General features: G+C 37.2%; 18 protein-coding genes and 1 pseudogene. 14 read left to right on the top strand and 5 right to left on the bottom strand.

Features of this window, described 5'->3' with window-relative positions:
- Nucleotides 1-296: 296 nt before the first annotated feature.
- The 3 genes from H6G69_RS18445 to H6G69_RS18435 all read right to left on the bottom strand — a co-directional run bounded on the left by H6G69_RS18445 (nt 297) and on the right by H6G69_RS18435 (nt 3409).
- Nucleotides 297-620, bottom strand: coding sequence for a hypothetical protein (locus tag H6G69_RS18445; protein WP_242072104.1), 324 nt, complete (start codon nt 618-620; stop codon nt 297-299).
- A gap of 72 nt (nt 621-692) precedes the next feature.
- Nucleotides 693-2234 (bottom strand): fdxN element excision recombinase XisF, encoded by a 1542-nt coding sequence (gene xisF / locus H6G69_RS18440; RefSeq protein WP_190690360.1) that lies wholly within the window; start codon nt 2232-2234, stop codon nt 693-695.
- A gap of 317 nt (nt 2235-2551) precedes the next feature.
- On the bottom strand, nt 2552-3409 hold the full coding sequence (locus H6G69_RS18435; RefSeq protein WP_190690357.1) for a hypothetical protein: 858 nt from the start codon (nt 3407-3409) through the stop codon (nt 2552-2554).
- A gap of 567 nt (nt 3410-3976) precedes the next feature.
- On the opposite strand from H6G69_RS18435, the gene H6G69_RS18430 reads away from it, so the two are divergent.
- The gene (locus H6G69_RS18430; RefSeq protein WP_190690355.1) at nt 3977-4900 is read left to right on the top strand and encodes a ParB/RepB/Spo0J family partition protein; all 924 of its coding nucleotides are present in this window, start codon (nt 3977-3979) and stop codon (nt 4898-4900) included.
- A gap of 177 nt (nt 4901-5077) precedes the next feature.
- Here H6G69_RS18430 and H6G69_RS18425 read toward each other — a convergent pair whose 3' ends face one another.
- Nucleotides 5078-7270, bottom strand: a complete 2193-nt coding sequence (locus H6G69_RS18425; RefSeq protein WP_190690352.1) for a pentapeptide repeat-containing protein — start codon at nt 7268-7270, stop codon at nt 5078-5080.
- Nucleotides 7271-7333: 63 nt separating this feature from the next.
- The gene (locus H6G69_RS18420; protein ID WP_190690349.1) at nt 7334-8194 is read right to left on the bottom strand and encodes a peptidoglycan-binding protein; all 861 of its coding nucleotides are present in this window, start codon (nt 8192-8194) and stop codon (nt 7334-7336) included.
- 609 nt (nt 8195-8803) lie between these two features.
- Here H6G69_RS18420 and H6G69_RS18415 point away from each other — a divergent pair.
- The 13 genes and pseudogenes from H6G69_RS18415 to H6G69_RS18360 all read left to right on the top strand — a co-directional run bounded on the left by H6G69_RS18415 (nt 8804) and on the right by H6G69_RS18360 (nt 18626).
- Nucleotides 8804-9388: a DUF4255 domain-containing protein gene (locus H6G69_RS18415; protein ID WP_190690346.1), complete on the top strand. Its 585-nt coding sequence runs from the start codon at nt 8804-8806 to the stop codon at nt 9386-9388.
- Between the two features lie 13 nt (nt 9389-9401).
- Complete coding sequence (locus H6G69_RS18410) at nt 9402-10040, top strand: carboxypeptidase regulatory-like domain-containing protein (protein ID WP_190690343.1); 639 nt, start codon at nt 9402-9404, stop codon at nt 10038-10040.
- 42 nt (nt 10041-10082) lie between these two features.
- Entirely contained in the window at nt 10083-11528 is a 1446-nt protein-coding gene (locus tag H6G69_RS18405) for a phage tail sheath subtilisin-like domain-containing protein (protein ID WP_190690340.1), read from the top strand.
- Between the two features lie 3 nt (nt 11529-11531).
- Nucleotides 11532-12698, top strand: coding sequence for a phage tail sheath subtilisin-like domain-containing protein (locus tag H6G69_RS18400; RefSeq protein ID WP_242072103.1), 1167 nt, complete (start codon nt 11532-11534; stop codon nt 12696-12698).
- A gap of 33 nt (nt 12699-12731) precedes the next feature.
- Nucleotides 12732-13172 carry a phage tail protein gene (locus H6G69_RS18395; protein ID WP_190690334.1) on the top strand — a complete coding sequence of 147 codons (441 nt, stop codon included), beginning with the start codon at nt 12732-12734 and terminating at the stop codon, nt 13170-13172.
- Nucleotides 13173-13230: 58 nt separating this feature from the next.
- Nucleotides 13231-13593, top strand: coding sequence for a phage tail assembly protein (locus H6G69_RS18390; protein ID WP_190690331.1), 363 nt, complete (start codon nt 13231-13233; stop codon nt 13591-13593).
- Between the two features lie 17 nt (nt 13594-13610).
- Nucleotides 13611-13745: pseudogene (locus tag H6G69_RS34690) on the top strand (DUF6760 family protein); the annotation flags it as partial.
- A gap of 8 nt (nt 13746-13753) precedes the next feature.
- Nucleotides 13754-14236, top strand: a complete 483-nt coding sequence (locus tag H6G69_RS18385; protein ID WP_190690328.1) for a phage tail protein — start codon at nt 13754-13756, stop codon at nt 14234-14236.
- Nucleotides 14237-14240: 4 nt separating this feature from the next.
- Nucleotides 14241-15803, top strand: a complete 1563-nt coding sequence (locus H6G69_RS18380) for a hypothetical protein (RefSeq protein WP_190690325.1) — start codon at nt 14241-14243, stop codon at nt 15801-15803.
- Nucleotides 15800-16462, top strand: a complete 663-nt coding sequence (locus H6G69_RS18375; protein ID WP_190690323.1) for a LysM peptidoglycan-binding domain-containing protein — start codon at nt 15800-15802, stop codon at nt 16460-16462. Before H6G69_RS18380 ends, H6G69_RS18375 begins: the two co-directional genes overlap by 4 nt.
- A gap of 3 nt (nt 16463-16465) precedes the next feature.
- Nucleotides 16466-17530, top strand: a complete 1065-nt coding sequence (locus tag H6G69_RS18370; RefSeq protein ID WP_190690320.1) for a phage late control D family protein — start codon at nt 16466-16468, stop codon at nt 17528-17530.
- On the top strand, nt 17527-18240 hold the full coding sequence (locus H6G69_RS18365) for a phage baseplate assembly protein V (protein ID WP_190690317.1): 714 nt from the start codon (nt 17527-17529) through the stop codon (nt 18238-18240). Before H6G69_RS18370 ends, H6G69_RS18365 begins: the two co-directional genes overlap by 4 nt.
- Complete coding sequence (locus H6G69_RS18360) at nt 18240-18626, top strand: GPW/gp25 family protein (RefSeq protein ID WP_190690314.1); 387 nt, start codon at nt 18240-18242, stop codon at nt 18624-18626. The genes H6G69_RS18365 and H6G69_RS18360 overlap by 1 nt, the downstream gene beginning before the upstream one ends.
- Nucleotides 18627-18630 lie beyond the last annotated feature (4 nt).

The following is an 18630-nucleotide window of genomic DNA, read 5'->3' as shown; positions in this document are numbered from 1 at the left end:
GTTAGCTAATATGAGGATAGCGAAAGTTAAAAATTTTTTTGTTCATGACAAGCCAGTTGCTAAAAATAATTTTTATTGAGAGAAAAACCTTAAACAGTAGTTTGGATACCCAAACTAAAGCACTGGCAAAGAAAATGAACTAGTTGGAATAGAATAATTTGACAGCTTCTGTGTATAAAGGAAGTTGTCTTGCAATAATCTTCAATCTTCGGAGACTCTGAAAGATTTTTGGAGGATTCAGTGTTATGCAGCGACTTTTAATTACTTAGTAATAAATAATACTACAATAAAAATAATTAATCAAGTGTTTCAGCCAAAGAAGATTTGAGATTTTGTAACTCTTGAAAGCTTAAGATACGCAATTCATCCATTTTTTGCTTAACTAGGGCTAAAAATTCTTGGAACTGAGGACAAGACTGACAATTTGACTGATGACCTGGGATTAAACATTCACATTTAAGCCTTGGTCTTTCTTGAAAAATGCGATCGCAATCATTACATAAATACTTTTGTTTGCCATTATACCTACCCATTTTCACAAGCTGAGTGGAATTACATTTAGGACAATCAAGACCATAAGTTTGAGGCTGTGGTTGCCATTCCTGTAGAGCCTGTTGCATGGCAACTTCACATCTAAGTTTATTTAGATCAAAAATCTTTTGAGTATTCATAAGTCTCAATGAGGATAAACCTTAAATTTTCAGAATAACTTCTTTAACTTTTCCGTTATGGACAGTGATTTTATGGACAATTTGCTGAAAAACTTTCACCTTATCATCCGGACAAAGTGTGTGCCAGATTGCTAAATTATTACCAACACGAATAATTTCTTCCGTACTCTTATCCACAATAGAATCAGAGATAAAAGGATTAATTTCCTCTGTGATCTGCTTACGAATCTTATTCTTGAGATTTTCCATGTCGGGATCAAAACCAGGAATTTTTTCAAGAGCATCTAGCCTTGATTCTAATTCCTTTAATTTCTCTGACTTTTCTGGTGGTAGGGGAGATGGTTCTAACTCACTTGTGATAGTTTGAGAACGTTGTACTAAAGTCCTAATTAGAGCATCTTCAATATTTTGTTTCCGGGTAGATGTTATATTTTCACATCCCATTCCTGTATATCTACAGGCAAAATAATAATACATGCCCCCATGCTTACGTTTGGCACTTTTAGTAATGCATTTAGAACCACATTCAGCACAGAAAACAAGCCCGCTTTGATAAGCATACTCTCGATATGAGTTAGTCTCATTGAGTTCTGGATTTGTAATCGGCCCTTTCTTGTGATTAAACTTAAGTATTCGCTGAATTTCTAAAGCTTCTTCATCAGTAATCAGCTTATGTTCTGAATGCGTATTATAGACCAATTCCCAATTTTCGCGTTGATTCTTCTTTCGTTTACCTTTCCCTAGATTAATTCGTTGCAGATAGGCAGTATGTCCACATAACACAGGATTACTTAACCACCAAATAAATCCTGTAACTGTCCAATGAAATTTACCATCGCTACCATTTCTTCGGTAATTAATTTTAGCCAAGCCATATTTTTGAAATATGACTTTTAAAGCCCTTGTAGCTCCTTTAACATTGAAAAAAATATCAATACAATCTCTGGCAATCTCTTTAACTGTTAAAGCATTTAGTTTAGTTAAATCTGTTTCATAATAAAGTTCTAGATAAGTAGATGGTCTATTAGATATTAGACAGAGGAATGGACTCTCATTTAAGTGATATTTATCGTTAACAATTTTATAACCCCAAGGATAAGATTCATTAGCTACTTGTTTATTACGGCGGTACTGTTTACCATGACGCACTCGTTCTGATAAAAGGTCAGTTTCCCATTCGGCAAGAGAGCCTAATAAATTAACCATTAATTTACCTTGGGATGTCGTAAAATCAATTTCTTGGTCTAAAACTCGGAGATCAACTCTACGATTGGCAAAAATTTCTATACATTCTCGCAGCTTTGGTAAAGACCTTGCGATTCTATCAATTCTAGTGATGATGACTTCATGGATCTTTCCTTCGCTGATTGATGTCATTAATTCTTTCAACGCAGGTCTGTTATTCTTACTTCCAGATTGAATATCTTGAAAAATTTCTGTTGCTCCGGCTGCTTTGAGTCTTGCAATCTGTTGTTCCAAAGCCTGAGAGTCAACAGCTTGTTCACGAGAAGAAACTCTAGCATAACCGACAATTATTCTGTTTTTTTCTAATTCAACTATCATTTTGCTCCTTGCTAATTCAATATATTTATTTAGTAGCCAGTATTTATATTTGCGACTAATTAATATGAAAATGTTAACAGTTTTTTGTGCATACCTAGCAGGCAGTGGCTATGCACAAAAGCTAGCCAATTTATTGGATTATTTAATAGTGAAATTACTCTTTTACAATTTATTCAGTCTGCTAATTATGAATAAAATAAAGAAAGAATAACTAGTATTTTCTCTTTGATTTCATCTCCTAAAAAAATTCTGCTCTGAAATAAGTTTCTCAAAGCAGAATTTGAATTTCATCTTCTGTGCATCTTTTTGGCTATTTGTTACTTTTCTTTACAAAACCCTTTTTGACTTTTTCCCCGTTTACCCTTTCCACCAACAAATAGAGAGCCGTCTGTTTCTAGAGCAGCAAACTGTAGATTGGGATTATTACGAATGCTTCTGAGAGTCTGTTTCCGAATCTTGATGTATTGGGAGTAAATAGAACTGAACTGAATGTCTTGTTGTGCAATTTTTTCAGCATGCACTCTGATAGCATCCTCAGTGGAATCCCAAGATTGAATTTGATTTGCTTGAAATTTAGAAGCAGATTTAAATCTTCGTGAAAGCAGAGAATTGAAGTCTGTGTTGATTTGCTTTAACATTGCATCACAGGAAGATTGTTTTCCTTTTCGAGAGCTTGTGTCTAATATTCCGGTTGTTTTAAAAGTCTTTTCTAATTGCTCACACTCATAGCTAACCCAAAGTTGAGCAGATGAAAGAGATGGTATTTCCTTTTTCCAGCCGAATAAATCTCTCTTTAGAATTTCTTCACAGAGATTTAGTAAAGCCCAAGATTGTAGAGCATGGGTTTTGTAGTCAAATTCCCAGCTAAAATGTAGCTCTGGTGGATCTGGGGTAAGGCTATCATTGGCGGTTTTATCAAAGTGAATTATCCACTGATTGATAGCTTTAAAAGCATCTCGATGAGATTTGAGTAATACACCAAAAGTTCCTTCATTTAGCTCTGAGCTTAAAATTCCTTTCGTCTTAAGAACAAAATCTGGTATAAATTCAAAAGCTTGAATATAGTCATTTCGATCTGGCGTTTCTTTACCGTGAATCTTCAACTCATAGATTGTTAGATTATAAGTACCTGGGTTACGTTCTTCTGCTGACGGATAAATTGTTTGTTGGTTCATTTAATTAATTCCGTAAATATCTGCTTATGTTGTATGAGATTTTTTAAGAAAATGTAAAGGTAAAGAGTGTTGGTAAAGAACATTTGCGTTGGTGGGATGCTGTTGATGCTTTCGGAGTTTGCTGGGAGTTTGTTCTTGGGTGCTACCTCACAAATTCCTCATATTTATCCTTTAATTTAACGTTAGAAGCAGATTTAGCCAGCTTCAAGGAAGCTGATCAAAATATTTGCTTTATCAAAACAGAATTCAGAAATCAGGAGCCAGAATTTTCTAATTCAATTCTGTGTAATTGCTGGACGTAGCTTGTTTATGTATAGCAAGTATAAAAGATTACTAATCTTGCTCTTAAAGGGTGAGGATTACCCAAACAAATTTGGGTGACGCAAGCGGTGAATAGCCATGAAACACCACACTAAATTCTTTGCGCTGTATCTCGTGGAGAAGACTTGGGACTTTACCTTTCAGTAACGTCTCCATACGAATAATTAGTGGCGAGTTTAAATCTCTCCCACTTTCTTGTTCTGATGGATGTATTCTTCTTCAATTTAAGCTTAATGGGCAAAATTTATGCTGACACTATCAGAACCGTCAAATTGGACAGCATCATCAGATAGATTTAATAACTATATTGGCTTCCCTTCACAATGCCCTATTACAGTTGCAATTGATCTGATTGAATTATCGCTAAAACAACCACGGCGTTACTTTGATCCGACAAAGTTGGCTCAACTTGTAGAATCGGTGAAAGAACACGGCATTTTAGAACCAGTGCTAGTTCGTCCACTTCCTCACGGTAAATATGAATTAATTGCTGGGGAAAGAAGAATCAGAGCTGCACGTACTGTAGGATTATTTGAAGTTCCTATTATTTCCCTAGAGCTAGATGATCAGCAAGCTCTACAAATTGCTCTGATGGAGAATTTGCAACGGGAAGAACTCAATCCAGTTGAAGAAACTGAAGCCATATTAGAATTACTATCGCTATCTCTAAAAGTGAGTCCTAATGAAGTCATTTCTTTATTACACCGATCTTTCAACGCCAAACAAAGAAACTTATCGCTGAATCAAAGCGATCTAATTAAATTAGACCAGATTGATTCAATACTTCTAATGATCGGAAAATTCAATGCAGCTAGTTTCCGTTCTAGTCGGCTTCCCTTACTGAAACTACCGGAAGAAATTCTCTCATCTCTGCGACAAGGTGAAATCGAGTACACGAAAGCCCAAGCGATCGCACGAGTTAAATCTGAACAACAGCGCACTGAATTACTCAAAACAGCGATCGCAGAAAATCTTTCTTTGAGCGAAATCAAAGCTAGAGTTAAAAAGCTTAAATCGGAATCACACTTACAATCACACAATGCTGTAACTGAAAGGTTAAATGAGATTAATAAGCTCCTACGCCAAAAACGTAGTGCTATCAAATCTCAAAACCAACAAAAAATCAACCAGCTTTTAGATGAAGTGGAGAAATTAATTGCCGAAAATTAAAAACGCAGAGATAATGTCAACAAATCTGCGTAATATTACTTAACAGAATGAAATCTCAAAACCATTGAAAAATTGACCTTTTGTTTTTTACTACTAGTTAGCTATATATTAATGTTTATAGTGTTAACTAGTAGTAAAAAATGCTTGACTGAATGGTTAATTTTTAAGAACTTTGGATTAACTAAGGCTCAGGAGGCTGGCTATCGCAGGCAGTAATTTAGCACATTGGGGTACGAGTTCGGCAACTTCCGATAAACCTGAGATCGTCCCTTTCAAAATTTTCAAAGCAGTTTTGGCGGCTCTTTGCAAGGTGCTATCATGTGGATTTTTTCCCGCTTCTGCTAGTGTTTTCAATTGTTCTAGAGCCTCTGCTTTGTCCTCCGATGACAAATTCGGTTCGGCTTCAATTGCCTTTTGTAGTTGCGCTAAAAGTTCCTTTAAACTTGGTTTGTCAGGTTCTGAAACTGAGGAGAGTTGATCAATAGTATTGCTGACATCACCACCAATGGCACCCAAATTTAATACCCCACTGACATCTGCAATTTGTCCGCTCATCACACCGCTAACATTACCGCCACCAGAATTAATACTAATTGAATGTTGTTCAGACATGGTTTCCCCCAAATTATAATAAGTTTCTACATAAAATTTATCCCCAGTGATCGCACTCATCACCATTTGCTCCAGACTGTGAATGCGCTCATCTTTCTCAGCTATTCCGGCTAGTAACGACTGTAGATCAGGATAAGGCAAGGATGAAATTTCCTGATACTGCATAAAATATTCTTGACTCAATTGAGAACGATCTGCTGTTCCTGTAACTCTGGCTTGCAGTCGCATTTTTTCCTCACCTCGTCCTTCCAGGGCAATGAGTTCCAATCCCGCCTCTGGATACTTTTCAGCCAGATGTTTGAGAGCGATCGCTACTGCACTGGGGTCGATACCGTTATGATGGTACAAATCAAGGGTTTTAAATGTATGTCCCAAGATTCGCAGATCGACATTTTGAGTATGATATAAATCTAAGGTTTTAATAATTGGCGCAATAAAGTCAGCAAAGTCTCCCTCCTGAAAAACCTCATTGCGGTTGTCTGGTTTGCGACAAGGATCGGGATCGGTTTTGGTAGGCAATTGCATATAAATGTATTCGCATTTCACCGCCTCCAATTTGGTATCTGTGGAAATACTCCAGTTTTGAATGATTGCACCAGTCAAACAGACGGCTGTTAAATCTGCATAGTAGAATTGTGCCTGTACCAAATTGGCTCTAGATAGATCAGCTTCTCGTAAAGTTGATTCGCTGAGTTTAGCACCAATAAAGCTGGCATCGACTAAGTTTGCTCCCTGTAAATTCAATCCTCGCAAATCCATCTGATTAAAACTTTGGTCAACACCTGTTTTTGTTACCACAAGTTTGCGGATTGGTTCATTTTCTAAATAAGTTCCTTCCGTTCGTGCTTCAGTCAAATACTTAGCCTGAAACCAACAGGTACGAGTGAGAATTGCACCGCGCAGATCAGTATGTTTGAGAGTAGCCGAAGTGAAATCTGCATCAGATAAATTTGCCCCGCGAAAGCTGGTTCCTCCCAGGCTACATATAGTAATGGCAATGCTACGAATGATTGCATATTTCTTATCACCTGCGATCGCCCGCCAGCCGATGTAATAACTGAGTGTAATCAGTGTGATCGTCACGCCAAACGCTATGCTTGATGCAAACACATTATTTGTTGAAAAAGGGTTCTTAGAGCCTACCAAAAGCGCAAGTGTAGTTGTTAATACAGCCATCATTCCCACAATACCCTGCCCAAAATTTCCAGCTAACATTATGGCTGTAGCTCCTGTAACTGCTACAATAGTTACCCCTACATTGACGAAGGCAATAGCCAAAGATGCCAGTATTATTTCTATAGCGTTTTGTATAGCGTCCCTACATTTATCTGATAAACCTATAAATATAGGTAGTATAGTAGCTAATGTTGCTCCGATCGCTATTGCAGAAGCTCCTAAAGCTTTTCCTAAGCCTCGATAAATCGTAAGTAGGAGAAAGATAATTAACCATATAACAGTTACAGTAAGGACTTGATAATTTACAATAGGGTCTTTTGTTTGAATTCCTAAAGCGACAAAAGTACCAACCAATACTAAAATACATGCACTCAGGAAAGACAGAAGTAACAAACCAAATCCTAGAAATATAGTCCGAGAGTAAGTTAATCCCGATAGCACCTGTTTGAATGTTGCTCCAGCAAGAATAGCGTTGGTGAAATTTACTCCTCGTAGATCGGCACCGCTAAAATCCGCATTTACTAAATCTTGTCCGCGAAAGGATTGCCCTCGGAGATTTTTATATTTAAAATCTTTAGGCATAGATTTTTAATAAGTATGTTAAATAAATAAGTAAGTAAGTAAGTAAGTAAGTAACTTTATAGATTATCTGCTTCTAGATTTTTTATGCCTGTTTATAAATTTTTGCAAATACGGCCAAAATTCAAATGGATCTATTAATATTTTTGGAATTTTTCCTACATTCATTGGTTGTATTTTAGGGACAAGGGCTTTAACTACCTTTTCAGGATGTTGTGGCTGTTGACTTTGTTGTATTTTTTCTAAAAGTTCAGTAGCAAGCTCTCTAATTTCGCTATTATCACTATGACTGTCTTCATCCAGAATATTCTGCAATTTATATAGATCGAGCTTTTCCAAATCCTGTATAAAAACATCATCTGGTGTTATGGGAGTAGGTAATTGAGAAAGAATTAGTCTCCTCATATCCTGACTAATATTTTCCTGATTAAACTTATCAATTAGCACAGTAACTGAAGGTTGACAAAGAAGCTTAGACGTTTCAGAATCAAAAACCTTGCTCTGTGTTAGTTTTGCTTGTTGCTGAAATTGGACTAAAGCTTCTTGTGTTAGAGTTCCAAAAATACCATCAATCTTCAGAGGTTTAGCAGGTGCTAAAGGGAAACCCCATTCTTGCAAAGCCTCTTGTAGTTTGCAAACACTCTCACCTCGACTATTTAAATGAATGGGTTCACAAGCTTTGAATATTAACGGTTGAGGTGGGTTAGATAGCACTTTATAAGTTTTCTCGCCAACAATACCATCTACTTTCAAACCTTGGTCTTTCTGAAACTGGCATACTGCTTTCTCTGTTTCATCACCAAAAAAACCATCAATCTCTAAGGGTTGGGAAGGCTTAAAAGGATCTTTCCAATTATTTAAGCTTCTTTGAATTTGACGAACGCGATCGCCTTTACTTCCTTTCTGAATACATTCAAAGTTTGACATAGCAAATACTCTTCCCTCTTTTCACTTGGAAGTTTGAATTGTAATTTGGTTATGTAGGGTAATTAGATAATATTTATTTTCAGTTTATAAACATATAGCAAGTATGCAGCATATAGAAATAGATTGATACAATTGTTTATCAAAAAAACTCTCACAATCTAAAATACGTCTTTAGTATAGCTAATTATTTTTATCCTAATAAAAAATATTTGTTTGTATTTAACGAATATATCCTAATTTTCTTGGTAAGCTACTAAAAATATTATCCCTATCTCTAAAAATGGTGCCAATGAAGTCATTCCCTGATACACATATTTTTAAACACCAAACAAAGAGGTTAAACTTTGAGTCAAAACGATCTAATCATTTTTAGATGAATTAGAGACATTAATTTCAGAAATTTAATAACGCAGAGATAATTTTATACAATATCTGCAATATTACTTAACATAGCGAAGTCTTTAAAAGCTTCATTTTTGGAGCTTTTATTTTTAATAGTTTGATAACTATATAAACAAATGTAATTAATAATATCTAACTGTAAAAAGTAGTTGACTATTTTAGCAAGCAAGTAAGACATTAAAAGCATAACAGCACAGTAATTCTGCTATGTTAGATGCTTTAGACAGCACTTTAGAATTATTGCTTGAAAAAGAACTTCCAGGCAGTCTCCCTTCTAAAGACACGAAAGTTTTTATCAGTTTTGTTACCCCTTATCAAGGAGCAATTAAACAAAAGCCAGCGATTAACTTATTTCTTTATGATGTAAAAGAGAATCTAGAGTTACGCAATAGTGCATGGTCAGTAGAACGTCAAAGTAATGGTCAAGCTAAGAGAAAACGTCCTCCTGCTAGAGTAGACTGTTCTTATCTCATTACTGCGTGGCCGCAAAATGAAGAGGATGTGCAGACAGAACACCAAATTCTAGGAGAAGTGATGAAGGTGTTACTGCGTTATCGCAAACTTCCTGAAAGTTTTGTTACAGATAATTTGGAAGGGCAAGAAATTCCCTTGAGACTGATTAGTTTACGTCCAAGTAACTTACAAAGTTTTGGGGAATTTTGGCAAGCAATGGGAGGTAAAGAAGGTACTAGACCCAAGGTAGTTTTGCATTGTACTGTTACTATCTCCGTTCCTGTAGATGAAACAGGGGAAGACGTGAGACTTGTGGGAATTTATCAACCCAACTCTTAATTTAGTAGGAGCAATGCTCGAATTATCCATATTTAACCAACAAATAGCAATCGCTGGTCAGGTTTTGCAAGGAGAGACGGAAAAACCTATTTCTGGGGCGATAATAGAAATTATCGAAATGCCAGAAAAATTCCGTGATATTTTATCCCTAAAAGTACTACAATACGGTTCGCAATGGGAAAAAATGAGCGAGCGACCTGACCGCAAAATGACCAGTATTGATGGTTATTTTTACTTTACTAATTTACCCGCTGGAGAATATATTCTTGAAGTATCCTTACCTAAGAGTCAGACTCGTTACCACAAAGTTACAACCACAGCCAAAGTATCTGCACCTGTTAATGGCAAACAGCCTACAGCGATGGCAGAGATAGTGCTTACACCTACGGGTATTAAAGGTATTATTACTGATGCCAATGACCCAAAAAAATTTATCGCCAATGCCAAAATCTACATCTCCGATAGTGGAGAGAGTGCCATTAGTGACCAAAAAGGTAAATATCTGTTAATTGAATTGGAATCACCCGCATCAGGTCAAAGGATAATGACTGTGATTGTATCAGCCACAGGTTATCAGCAAGTTTCCCAATCTTTAAAAATTCAGCGTGGGCAAGTGATTTCTTCACAAAACTTTGCTCTACCATCCAAATAAATATTCTATTTTCTCAACCTATCAACCCCAGGAGTTCATCAAATGCCAACCTATCTTTCACCAGGTGTTTACGTCGAAGAAATAGCTTCCGGTTCTGCGCCAATTGTCGGGGTGGGAACAAGTATTGCGGCTTTTATTGGTACGATTAAAGCAAATGTTTGGTCACCAAATAATACTAGCATTCCCTCAACTAGATCGGTGGGTAGTTCAACAAATCCAGTGGAGATTGGTACAAGTCAAGGTGGAACCCAAAAAAATTATTCATTAATAGCTGGAGATTACCCCATAGTTACAACATTAGGAAGTTATGGTTTCTTCGTCGATGGATCTCCTGTGGCTTTAGATGACACCAACCCCGTCACTAATAATGATGCTGACAAATCAGCAACTATAAAGTTTAAAGATGCGGTGGCTTCAGGGGCAAAAATTACCGGATATTACCAAGTTACATTACCTGTAACAGTAACTCCCAGTGACCCGAATATTGCTAAAGAAGGGGAAATTAAATTAATTACTAACTTTAGTGAATTTAAAAAATTCTTTGGCGACTTTTTACCACCTACTGGCGATAGCCAAGGACAAAACACCCTAGCACATACAGTTTATGGATTTTTTAGAAATGGGGGAACTCGTTGTTATGTAACTTGGGTAACAGGAGAAAACAAGATTGGTGGCGTTTTAGAGGCACTGGAAGCAATTGATGAGATTAGTATTGTTGTGGCTCCAGGTAATCTGGCCTTGCGAGATGATATTAAAGACCATTGCGAAAAATTAGGCGATCGCATTGCTATCCTAGATAGTCCAGAAGTGGTTGACCTGAGTGGTACAGGAGTTGTCAATACTCTTAAACCCTTCAACTCCACCTATGCAGCTTTATACTTCCCCTGGATTCAAGTATTTGACCCAGCCAGCAACGACAATATTTATATTCCCCCAAGCGGTCATATTGCCGGAGTTTATGCCAGGGTAGATGGACAAAGGGGAGTCTACAAAGCCCCAGCTAATGAAAATATTTTGGGGGCCTTAGATTTAAAATATAATCTCAGCAAAGCTAAACAAGATGGTCTTAATCCCGATGGTATTAACGTGATTCGCAAGTTAAACGGCAATATCCGCGTTTGGGGCGCGCGTACTTTAGGCGGTGATGCTAATACAGAGTTTAAATACGTCAACATTCGCCGCCACTTCAGTTATTTGCGAGACTCCATTGATAAAGGAACTCAATGGACTGTGTTTGAACCCAATACCCCCGAACTCTGGGCCAAAATCCGCCGCAATATCAGTGCATTTTTAGTCATGGAATGGCGCAGAGGTGCATTGTTCGGCACAACACCTGAAGAAGCCTTTTATGTGAAATGCGACGCAGAAAACAACCCTCCAGAGGTAAGGGATTTGGGACAAGTTGTTACAGAAATTGGTTTAGCAGTCGTTAAACCCGCAGAATTTGTGATTTTCCGTCTGAGCCAATGGGCTGGTGCTGGCAAATAGGAAATGGTGAATCTGATGCAGACTAGAGAATCAAACATCCCAGGTATTTCACTGGAATATGTCGTTCCTACACCAGACCCTGAGTTATTGACGGGTGTGCCTGTATTCTTTGGTTTAGCATCGCCCAAACAAGGAGTAAAGCAACCCAAAAAGCTGACCTTGGCAACCCATTTTCAGCAGTATTTTGATAGTGCCAAGGGATATTTAGCTGATACAGTTACAGGGTTTTTTGAAAATGGAGGTCGTATTTGTTATGTGATGGGTCTATCTGAGAATACCTTCAAAGCCCTAAAAGCAGGTTTAGAGGTGAGCGAAGTCTTAGAAGATATCGATTTGGTTTGTGTTCCAGATATCATGTTGCCTTCAGATGCAGAAGTTATAGCAATGCAGCAAGCAGTTTTACAACTGCGTTCAGATGCAGAAGTTATAGCAATGCAGCAAGCAGTTTTACAACACTGTGAGCGTATGGGCGATCGCTTTGCAATACTGGATGCTTTAAATGATCCACAAAAACTCCCCGGACAACGCCAACAACTTATTAGCCGTAACGCTGCATTATACGCACCTTGGCTAAAAGTAGAGTCTCGTCCTCATCCAATTCCCCCTAGTGGTCATATTGCTGGCATATATGCAAGTTGCGATCGCACAGTTGGGGTACATGGCGCACCAGCCAATATCCCCCTTACAGGAGTATTGGATTTGAGTTTCTCCCTCACTTCTACAGAACAAGAACAGTTGAATCTCGCAACTGGAGGAGGAGTCAATTGCATTCGTAGCTTTCAAGGGCGTGGAATGCGAGTGTGGGGAGTGCGTACCCTCAGCCCCATCCCTGAATGGCAATATGTCAACGTACGACGCATATTTATCACATTCGGACGCTGGGTGAACATGAACTTAGCCGATACAGTATTTGAACCCAATGCTTTTCCCTTATGGGTGCGATTGCAAAGGGAACTAAGCGTCTATTGCGAATCCTTGTGGCAACAAGGTGCATTGCAAGGTGCTTCTCCTCAAGAGGCATATTACGTCAAATGTGATGCCGAAACTAACCCCCCTCAAAATCGGGATATTGGCAAAGTCATAGCAGAAATTGGTTTATCCCCCACAGTTCCCGGCGAATTTATCCAACTATTACTAGTGCAAAGTAATAGCGGAATTACAGTTACTTAAATTCAATCCCAATTAGTTACAGGAGATTATTTTATGCCGACAATTTCTAATCCTCACGACCCTTATAGTGGCTATAATTTCTGGGTAGAATGGGATGGTATTGTTCATGCTGGTTTTCGTGAATGTAGCGGCTTAACAGCAACTCGCAAACCAGGAACATACAGAGAAGGAACAGACAAAGCATTAACTCAACGTCAAATTCCTGGTCTGAATAGTTATGGTAATATCACACTCAAACGGGGAATTACTGATAATAAAGAACTATGGGAATGGCACAAAAAATTACAAAATGGTGAAACAGATCGGCGTAACGTGTCAATTATTTTAGCAGATGACAAAGGAGTAGAAAAAATACGTTGGAACTTAGAAAATAGCTGGCCAACAACATGGAATGCACCAGATTTCAATGCTACCTCTGATGAAGTAGCAATAGAAACTTTAGAGTTAGTTCATGAAGGAATTACTGTTGGTTAACCAGAAATAGGGAGATGGGGAAGAAGAACTGTTGACTAATGACTAATGACTAACAAAAATGCAACAAACTGAATTTCCTTTTATCTTACCTCAAGGCTACCTTGACCCAGAAGGTAATACTCATCATGAAGGCATCATGCGGCTGTCAACGGCCTATGATGAAATTGCCCCAATGCGAGACCCCAGGGTGCAGAAAAATCCTGGTTATTTGGTGATTATTCTCTTAGCGAGAACAATCATTAAACTAGGAACTTTAGACCAAATTAATACCAAAATTATCGAGGGGTTATTTTCTGGAGATTTAATCTACTTACAGGATTTTTATCAGAGGATTAACCAAAATGGTCATAGTCGTTTGCGGGTAGCTTGTCCCCACTGTGAGGGAGAGTTTGAAGTAGAAACTGTACCGATGGGGGAGTAGTTTGCTACCCCACAGAACGGCTGCTGGAGGAGGTAGCTTACCTTGCTTATCATTTTCATTGGTCGTATGAACAGATTATGGCAATGGAACACCGAGAACGTCAGCAGTGGGTGACGCAGGTAGCACAAATTAATCAGCGCCTTAGTGAGTGAATAAGAAAATGAATCCCAAGCTTATCGCCCTCAATGCAGCTTTAGCCGCAGGTTCAACAGCCAGTTTAGCGGGACATGATCCCTACATGGCTTATAACTTTTCTGTAGAAATTGGTGGAGTTGTTGTTGGTGGTTTTAGTGAAGTTAGCGGTTTAAGTAGCGAAATTGATTTGGAGTCTTATGAGGAAGGAGGTTTGAATGATTATATTCATAAATTCCCCAAACATACCACTTATCCTAATTTGGTTTTAAGTCGCGGGTTAGTCAATATTGATTTATTTTATATCTGGTATAAAGCTACTAGCCAAGGATGGATTCAACAGTTAAACGGGACGATTCTTTTACTTAATAACCAGCAAATTCCAGTCATGTGGTGGACTTTTAAAAAAGCATATCCCGTAAAGTGGGAAGGCCCACAGTTTAATGCAAGTAGTGACGAGATTGCTATAGAAAAAATTGAACTGGTGCATCAAGGAATTTCTAAGTTATAAAATTATGGCAAATTCTTTAGCAAATTGGCAGGACGCTCTAGATACTAGGTTGGTAAATCGATTGACTCGTCCCTTACATCAACCAGGGATAATGAATTTGATGATGGGTCAGCGTATTATTAATCGTTGCGATCGCTTTTTACATCGCTTACCCCTACTCAACCAGCAAATACAACGTTGGGGTAGCACCAATACTCTATCATCAGAGTCAGTTCCGATTGTTTATGCACAGCCTACAAATTTGGTGCAAGCACAGCCAGGAGAGAATGGATTAAATAGTCCTATATCAACTAATACTATAATTCAAAGAAAATTAGATACTACTGAATCATTACCAATGACAAAATTCATATCTACTGCTCATTCTTTAGATACAACAAATTCATTTGTGGATTCAAAAACACAAATTCACCAAGCAGACACACCGCTAGTTTCGTCACAATTAACTTCCATTAATCACGCTCCATCAGAAGTTGCATTAACAGATAATCCCACTCCTGTTTTTATCCAAAATACTGAATCAAATCTGTTCAATCAAAAGGTGATCGCTACAACAGATAGTCAAATAATTACAAACCAACCGATAAATAATATTGAGCGGCAGCTACAAAATTCTTCTACATCACAATCATTTTTATCTATCAATACTAAATCAAATCATTTAAATAAAAAGGTACTCGCTGCATCAGATAGCACTATAATTACACCACAGTCTATAACTCGTCTTGAGCAGCAATTAATCCCGATTATTCAAGCCAAACTCCAAAATAATTCTCAATCACAGTCATCCATTCCTATTGCTAATAAATTAAATCTTTTATCTAACAATCGCTCAATAACATCAGGTAATGATAAAGAAAATTATCTAGCGTCTACCGCAAATTTGAGCAATGTTCAAACAACTTTCCCAACTCCTAGCAAATTAGATATTAAACCAGGATGGAATATAAACTCTTCTTTGGATGAACTAAATTCTCCATTACCAAAGAATGGGTTAAATCAAAATGCGATCGCCGCATCGCAGAATCCGGTAGTTAAACCCCTACCCATAACTGATATTGAGCATCTAATACTCAATTCTTATACATCACAAACTTTAGTTAATTATCCACCAAAATCATCAGGTGATTACGCCGAAAATTTTCCTGTAATTCGGCAAAAAAACACAATCACAGAAATAGCGACTGAACAACTTCCTATAGTCACTGCACAAACAATAACTAATCAAACTCATAGTCAAAAAAATATTAATCCTCTTCCTCTTACTATTGTTATTCCAACCAATCACACACCATTAAAACCTAAATCTGCGCCTTTACCTTTAGCTAAAATCACCTCATCATCAAAAAGTAACAGCCAACCAGTTAACCACCATCCCACATCTAATACAGATTATTCATCGCCTCCTAGAAGCATTACACCTCCAGTGTCCTCAACAAAAACTTCAGTCTCTTCTATAACTACTAAGAATACTGATATTGATATTGATGCGATCGCTAGTCAAGTTGAACGTAAACTTATGCGTCGGATAGTAATAGAAAGTGAACGCAGGGGTAAAAATCGATGACTTTAGAGAAATTAACTATCAAAGCTGAAAAAAGTAATCCAGGGGACTTTGCTGATAAATTCAAAGTTCTGTTTAATCCTAATGAAGTAGAAATTATCAAAACAGGCTGGACGATGCAAAAGTATGGCCCGGTAGCATCTAAAGAATTAACTCAACTCAACCTAGATTTGTTCTTTGATACTACATTAATGAGATTACCGCCGGAAAATGTACAAAACTATACTCGCAAAATTTTTAGTTTGACTCAACCGCGTATTGGTACAAATCCTAAACGTCCGCCTCGTTGCCAATTAATTTGGGGAACTATATCCGGTAAAGATAGTATTTTATTACCTGATGGTTTTTTAGAAAGAGTTACTAAAAAATTAACTCATTTTCTGGAGGATGGTACACCCGTCAGAGCCACCTTAAACTGTACATTTAAAGAGTGGAGAGAGCCGAAAAAAAAGGCAAAAATTCTCAATCCCATTGATGATCCAGTCAGAATTGTTAAACAGGGAGAAACTTTAAGTAGTATTGCAACTGAAGAATATGGTGATCCCGCTTTATGGCGGGTGATTGCGGCAGAAAACAAGTTGAATAACCCACGCATATTAAATCCTGGAACTGTGTTAACAATTCCTCCTTGGAGAATTACTAACTCGAACCAGGAGCAGTAAATCATGCCAAATGACGCTTCTTCATTAAATCCTCGTCTCCAAATTTTGGTTCAAGGCAAACCCCTCAAGGCAGAAATAGAGGCTGATTTGATCTCAGCATTAGTATCTGAGGATTTGGAAGCACCCAGTATGTTTGAGTTGCAATTAGTTACTTGGGATATTGTTAAACAACAAATTACATGGGTGGATGACAATATATTTGATATTGGTAATGAAGTAGAAATTAAGATGGGGTATGAAAAAGATATTCAAACTGTGATATTGGGAGAAATTACAGGATTAGAACCAGAATATACCCTGGATGAGTTACCAATATTAGTAGTGCGTGGTCATGATTTCCGCCATCGGCTGTTACGAGGAAGACACACAAAATCATTCCTAAAAGTTAAGGATAGTGAAGTTGTTAATCAAATTGCTAGAACTAACGGGCTGACAGCAAAAATTACTGATAGTAAGGTGATACTAGATTATATTTTGCAGCATAATCAGACAGATTGGGAGTTTTTAAATGAGAGAGCTAAACGTATTGGTTATGAAATAACAATCGATAAAAAAAATCTCTATTTTCGTCCCTATCAAAATACACAAGATAAACTTTTGACTCTCACTTATCCAGAAAAAATACAGGAATTTATACCTCGACTAAGCACTATGAATCAGGTACAAAAAGTAGAAGTAAGAGGTTGGATTCCTAAAGATAAGAAAGAAGTAATAGGTAAGGCATCGGTAGGACAAGAAGGTGGCACAATGGGAGGTTCAACATCTGGAGCTAAAGCAGTTAAAAAAACCTTTGGAGAATCTAGCCAGACAATAGTTATTCAACCTGTATTAAGTAAAGAAGAAGCCGATAGCATAGCTTTAGGGCAGTTTCAAAATATGGTACTTGCCTATATTACTGGTGAAGGCATTTGTCAAGGTAATCCTGAATTACGTGCCGGGAAAGTAATTGAAATTTCTGGTGTTGGTAAAAGATTTGGTGGACTTTATTATCTCAATAGTGTAGAACATTTTTATATACAAAATCAGGGTTATAAAACTTCATTTACTGTCAGGAGAAACGCCACATGAATGGATTAGATTTGTTAATAAATAATCACAATCAAGATAATACTCGTTTGTATGGAGTAACAGTTGGTATAGTAACTAACAATCAAGATCCAAAGAAAGAGGGACGAGTCAAATTAAAATTTCCTTACTTATCTAACGCAGAAGAAAGTAGCTGGTCAAGAGTCTTAACCCCAATGGCAGGAAATGACCGTGGTATTTATTTTTTGCCAGAAGTAGATGATGAAGTTTTAGTTGCTTTTGAACACGGTGATATTCATTTCCCTTACATTTTAGGTGCTTTATGGAATGGTCAAGATAAACCACCTGGTAAAAATGATGATGGCAAAAACAATCAAAGGATTATTAAGTCTCGCAGTGGTCATCAGATTATTTTAGATGATACTGATGGGGAAGAACAAATTATTATTCAAGACAAGACTGGTAAAAATAAAATTGTGTTTAATTCTAAAGAGAATAACATGAATATTCAAGTTGAGAAAGATTTAACTATTGCCACTAAAGGAAAAATTATATTAAAAAGTAGCGATAATGATATTTCCCTTGAATGTAAAAATTTGCAAATCAAAACCCAAGAAAATTATCAATTGACAGCAGGTAAAAACTGTATCATTCAAGCTAATCAAAAGTATGAATTAGAAGCCAAATCTGGTTTAGAAATTAAATGTGCAGCCGGAGTTAAAGTCAATGATGGTGCTTTAGAGGTGATGTAATGGAAATTGATTTTTTAGGCATAGGATGGACTCTACCCATTATTAAAGATGAACAGGGTCAAATTGAGATGGCACGATATGAAACTGCTGTGAGTAACTCAATTTGGATGATTCTGAGTACAGCTAAAGGGGAACGGATTATGCGTCCTGATTTTGGCTGTGATATTCACGAAAAGGTCTTTGCCCCTAATAGTTTAGGAACAATTGGGCAAATTGTCAGTGATGTCAAAGATGCCTTAATTGAATGGGAACCTCGCATTGATGTTTTAGATGTGGATGCAATTCCTGATCCAAGTCAACCAAATGTGATTTTAATTCAAATAAATTATCAAATTCGCACAACAAATAATATTTTTAATTTGGTTTATCCTTTTTATATACAGTGATTGT

This window comes from Nostoc sp. FACHB-110 (assembly GCF_014697425.1).
Lineage (GTDB): Bacteria > Cyanobacteriota > Cyanobacteriia > Cyanobacteriales > Nostocaceae > Nostoc_B.
Note: the sequence above shows the minus strand (reverse complement) of the source record. Positions and strands in the feature narration are given on the sequence as shown.

Bases quoted from the DNA above. Each gene is read 5' to 3' on its own strand.
- H6G69_RS18445 (WP_242072104.1), bottom strand. From the start codon at position 620: ATGCAACAGGCTCTACAGGAATGGCAACCACAGCCTCAAACTTATGGT.
- xisF (WP_190690360.1), bottom strand. From the start codon at position 2,234: ATGATAGTTGAATTAGAAAAAAACAGAATAATTGTCGGTTATGCTAGA.
- H6G69_RS18435 (WP_190690357.1), bottom strand. From the start codon at position 3,409: ATGAACCAACAAACAATTTATCCGTCAGCAGAAGAACGTAACCCAGGT.
- H6G69_RS18430 (WP_190690355.1), top strand. From the start codon at position 3,977: ATGCTGACACTATCAGAACCGTCAAATTGGACAGCATCATCAGATAGA.
- H6G69_RS18425 (WP_190690352.1), bottom strand. From the start codon at position 7,270: ATGCCTAAAGATTTTAAATATAAAAATCTCCGAGGGCAATCCTTTCGC.
- H6G69_RS18420 (WP_190690349.1), bottom strand. From the start codon at position 8,194: ATGTCAAACTTTGAATGTATTCAGAAAGGAAGTAAAGGCGATCGCGTT.
- H6G69_RS18415 (WP_190690346.1), top strand. From the start codon at position 8,804: ATGTTAGATGCTTTAGACAGCACTTTAGAATTATTGCTTGAAAAAGAA.
- H6G69_RS18410 (WP_190690343.1), top strand. From the start codon at position 9,402: ATGCTCGAATTATCCATATTTAACCAACAAATAGCAATCGCTGGTCAG.
- H6G69_RS18405 (WP_190690340.1), top strand. From the start codon at position 10,083: ATGCCAACCTATCTTTCACCAGGTGTTTACGTCGAAGAAATAGCTTCC.
- H6G69_RS18400 (WP_242072103.1), top strand. From the start codon at position 11,532: ATGGTGAATCTGATGCAGACTAGAGAATCAAACATCCCAGGTATTTCA.
- H6G69_RS18395 (WP_190690334.1), top strand. From the start codon at position 12,732: ATGCCGACAATTTCTAATCCTCACGACCCTTATAGTGGCTATAATTTC.
- H6G69_RS18390 (WP_190690331.1), top strand. From the start codon at position 13,231: ATGCAACAAACTGAATTTCCTTTTATCTTACCTCAAGGCTACCTTGAC.
- H6G69_RS18385 (WP_190690328.1), top strand. From the start codon at position 13,754: ATGAATCCCAAGCTTATCGCCCTCAATGCAGCTTTAGCCGCAGGTTCA.
- H6G69_RS18380 (WP_190690325.1), top strand. From the start codon at position 14,241: ATGGCAAATTCTTTAGCAAATTGGCAGGACGCTCTAGATACTAGGTTG.
- H6G69_RS18375 (WP_190690323.1), top strand. From the start codon at position 15,800: ATGACTTTAGAGAAATTAACTATCAAAGCTGAAAAAAGTAATCCAGGG.
- H6G69_RS18370 (WP_190690320.1), top strand. From the start codon at position 16,466: ATGCCAAATGACGCTTCTTCATTAAATCCTCGTCTCCAAATTTTGGTT.
- H6G69_RS18365 (WP_190690317.1), top strand. From the start codon at position 17,527: ATGAATGGATTAGATTTGTTAATAAATAATCACAATCAAGATAATACT.
- H6G69_RS18360 (WP_190690314.1), top strand. From the start codon at position 18,240: ATGGAAATTGATTTTTTAGGCATAGGATGGACTCTACCCATTATTAAA.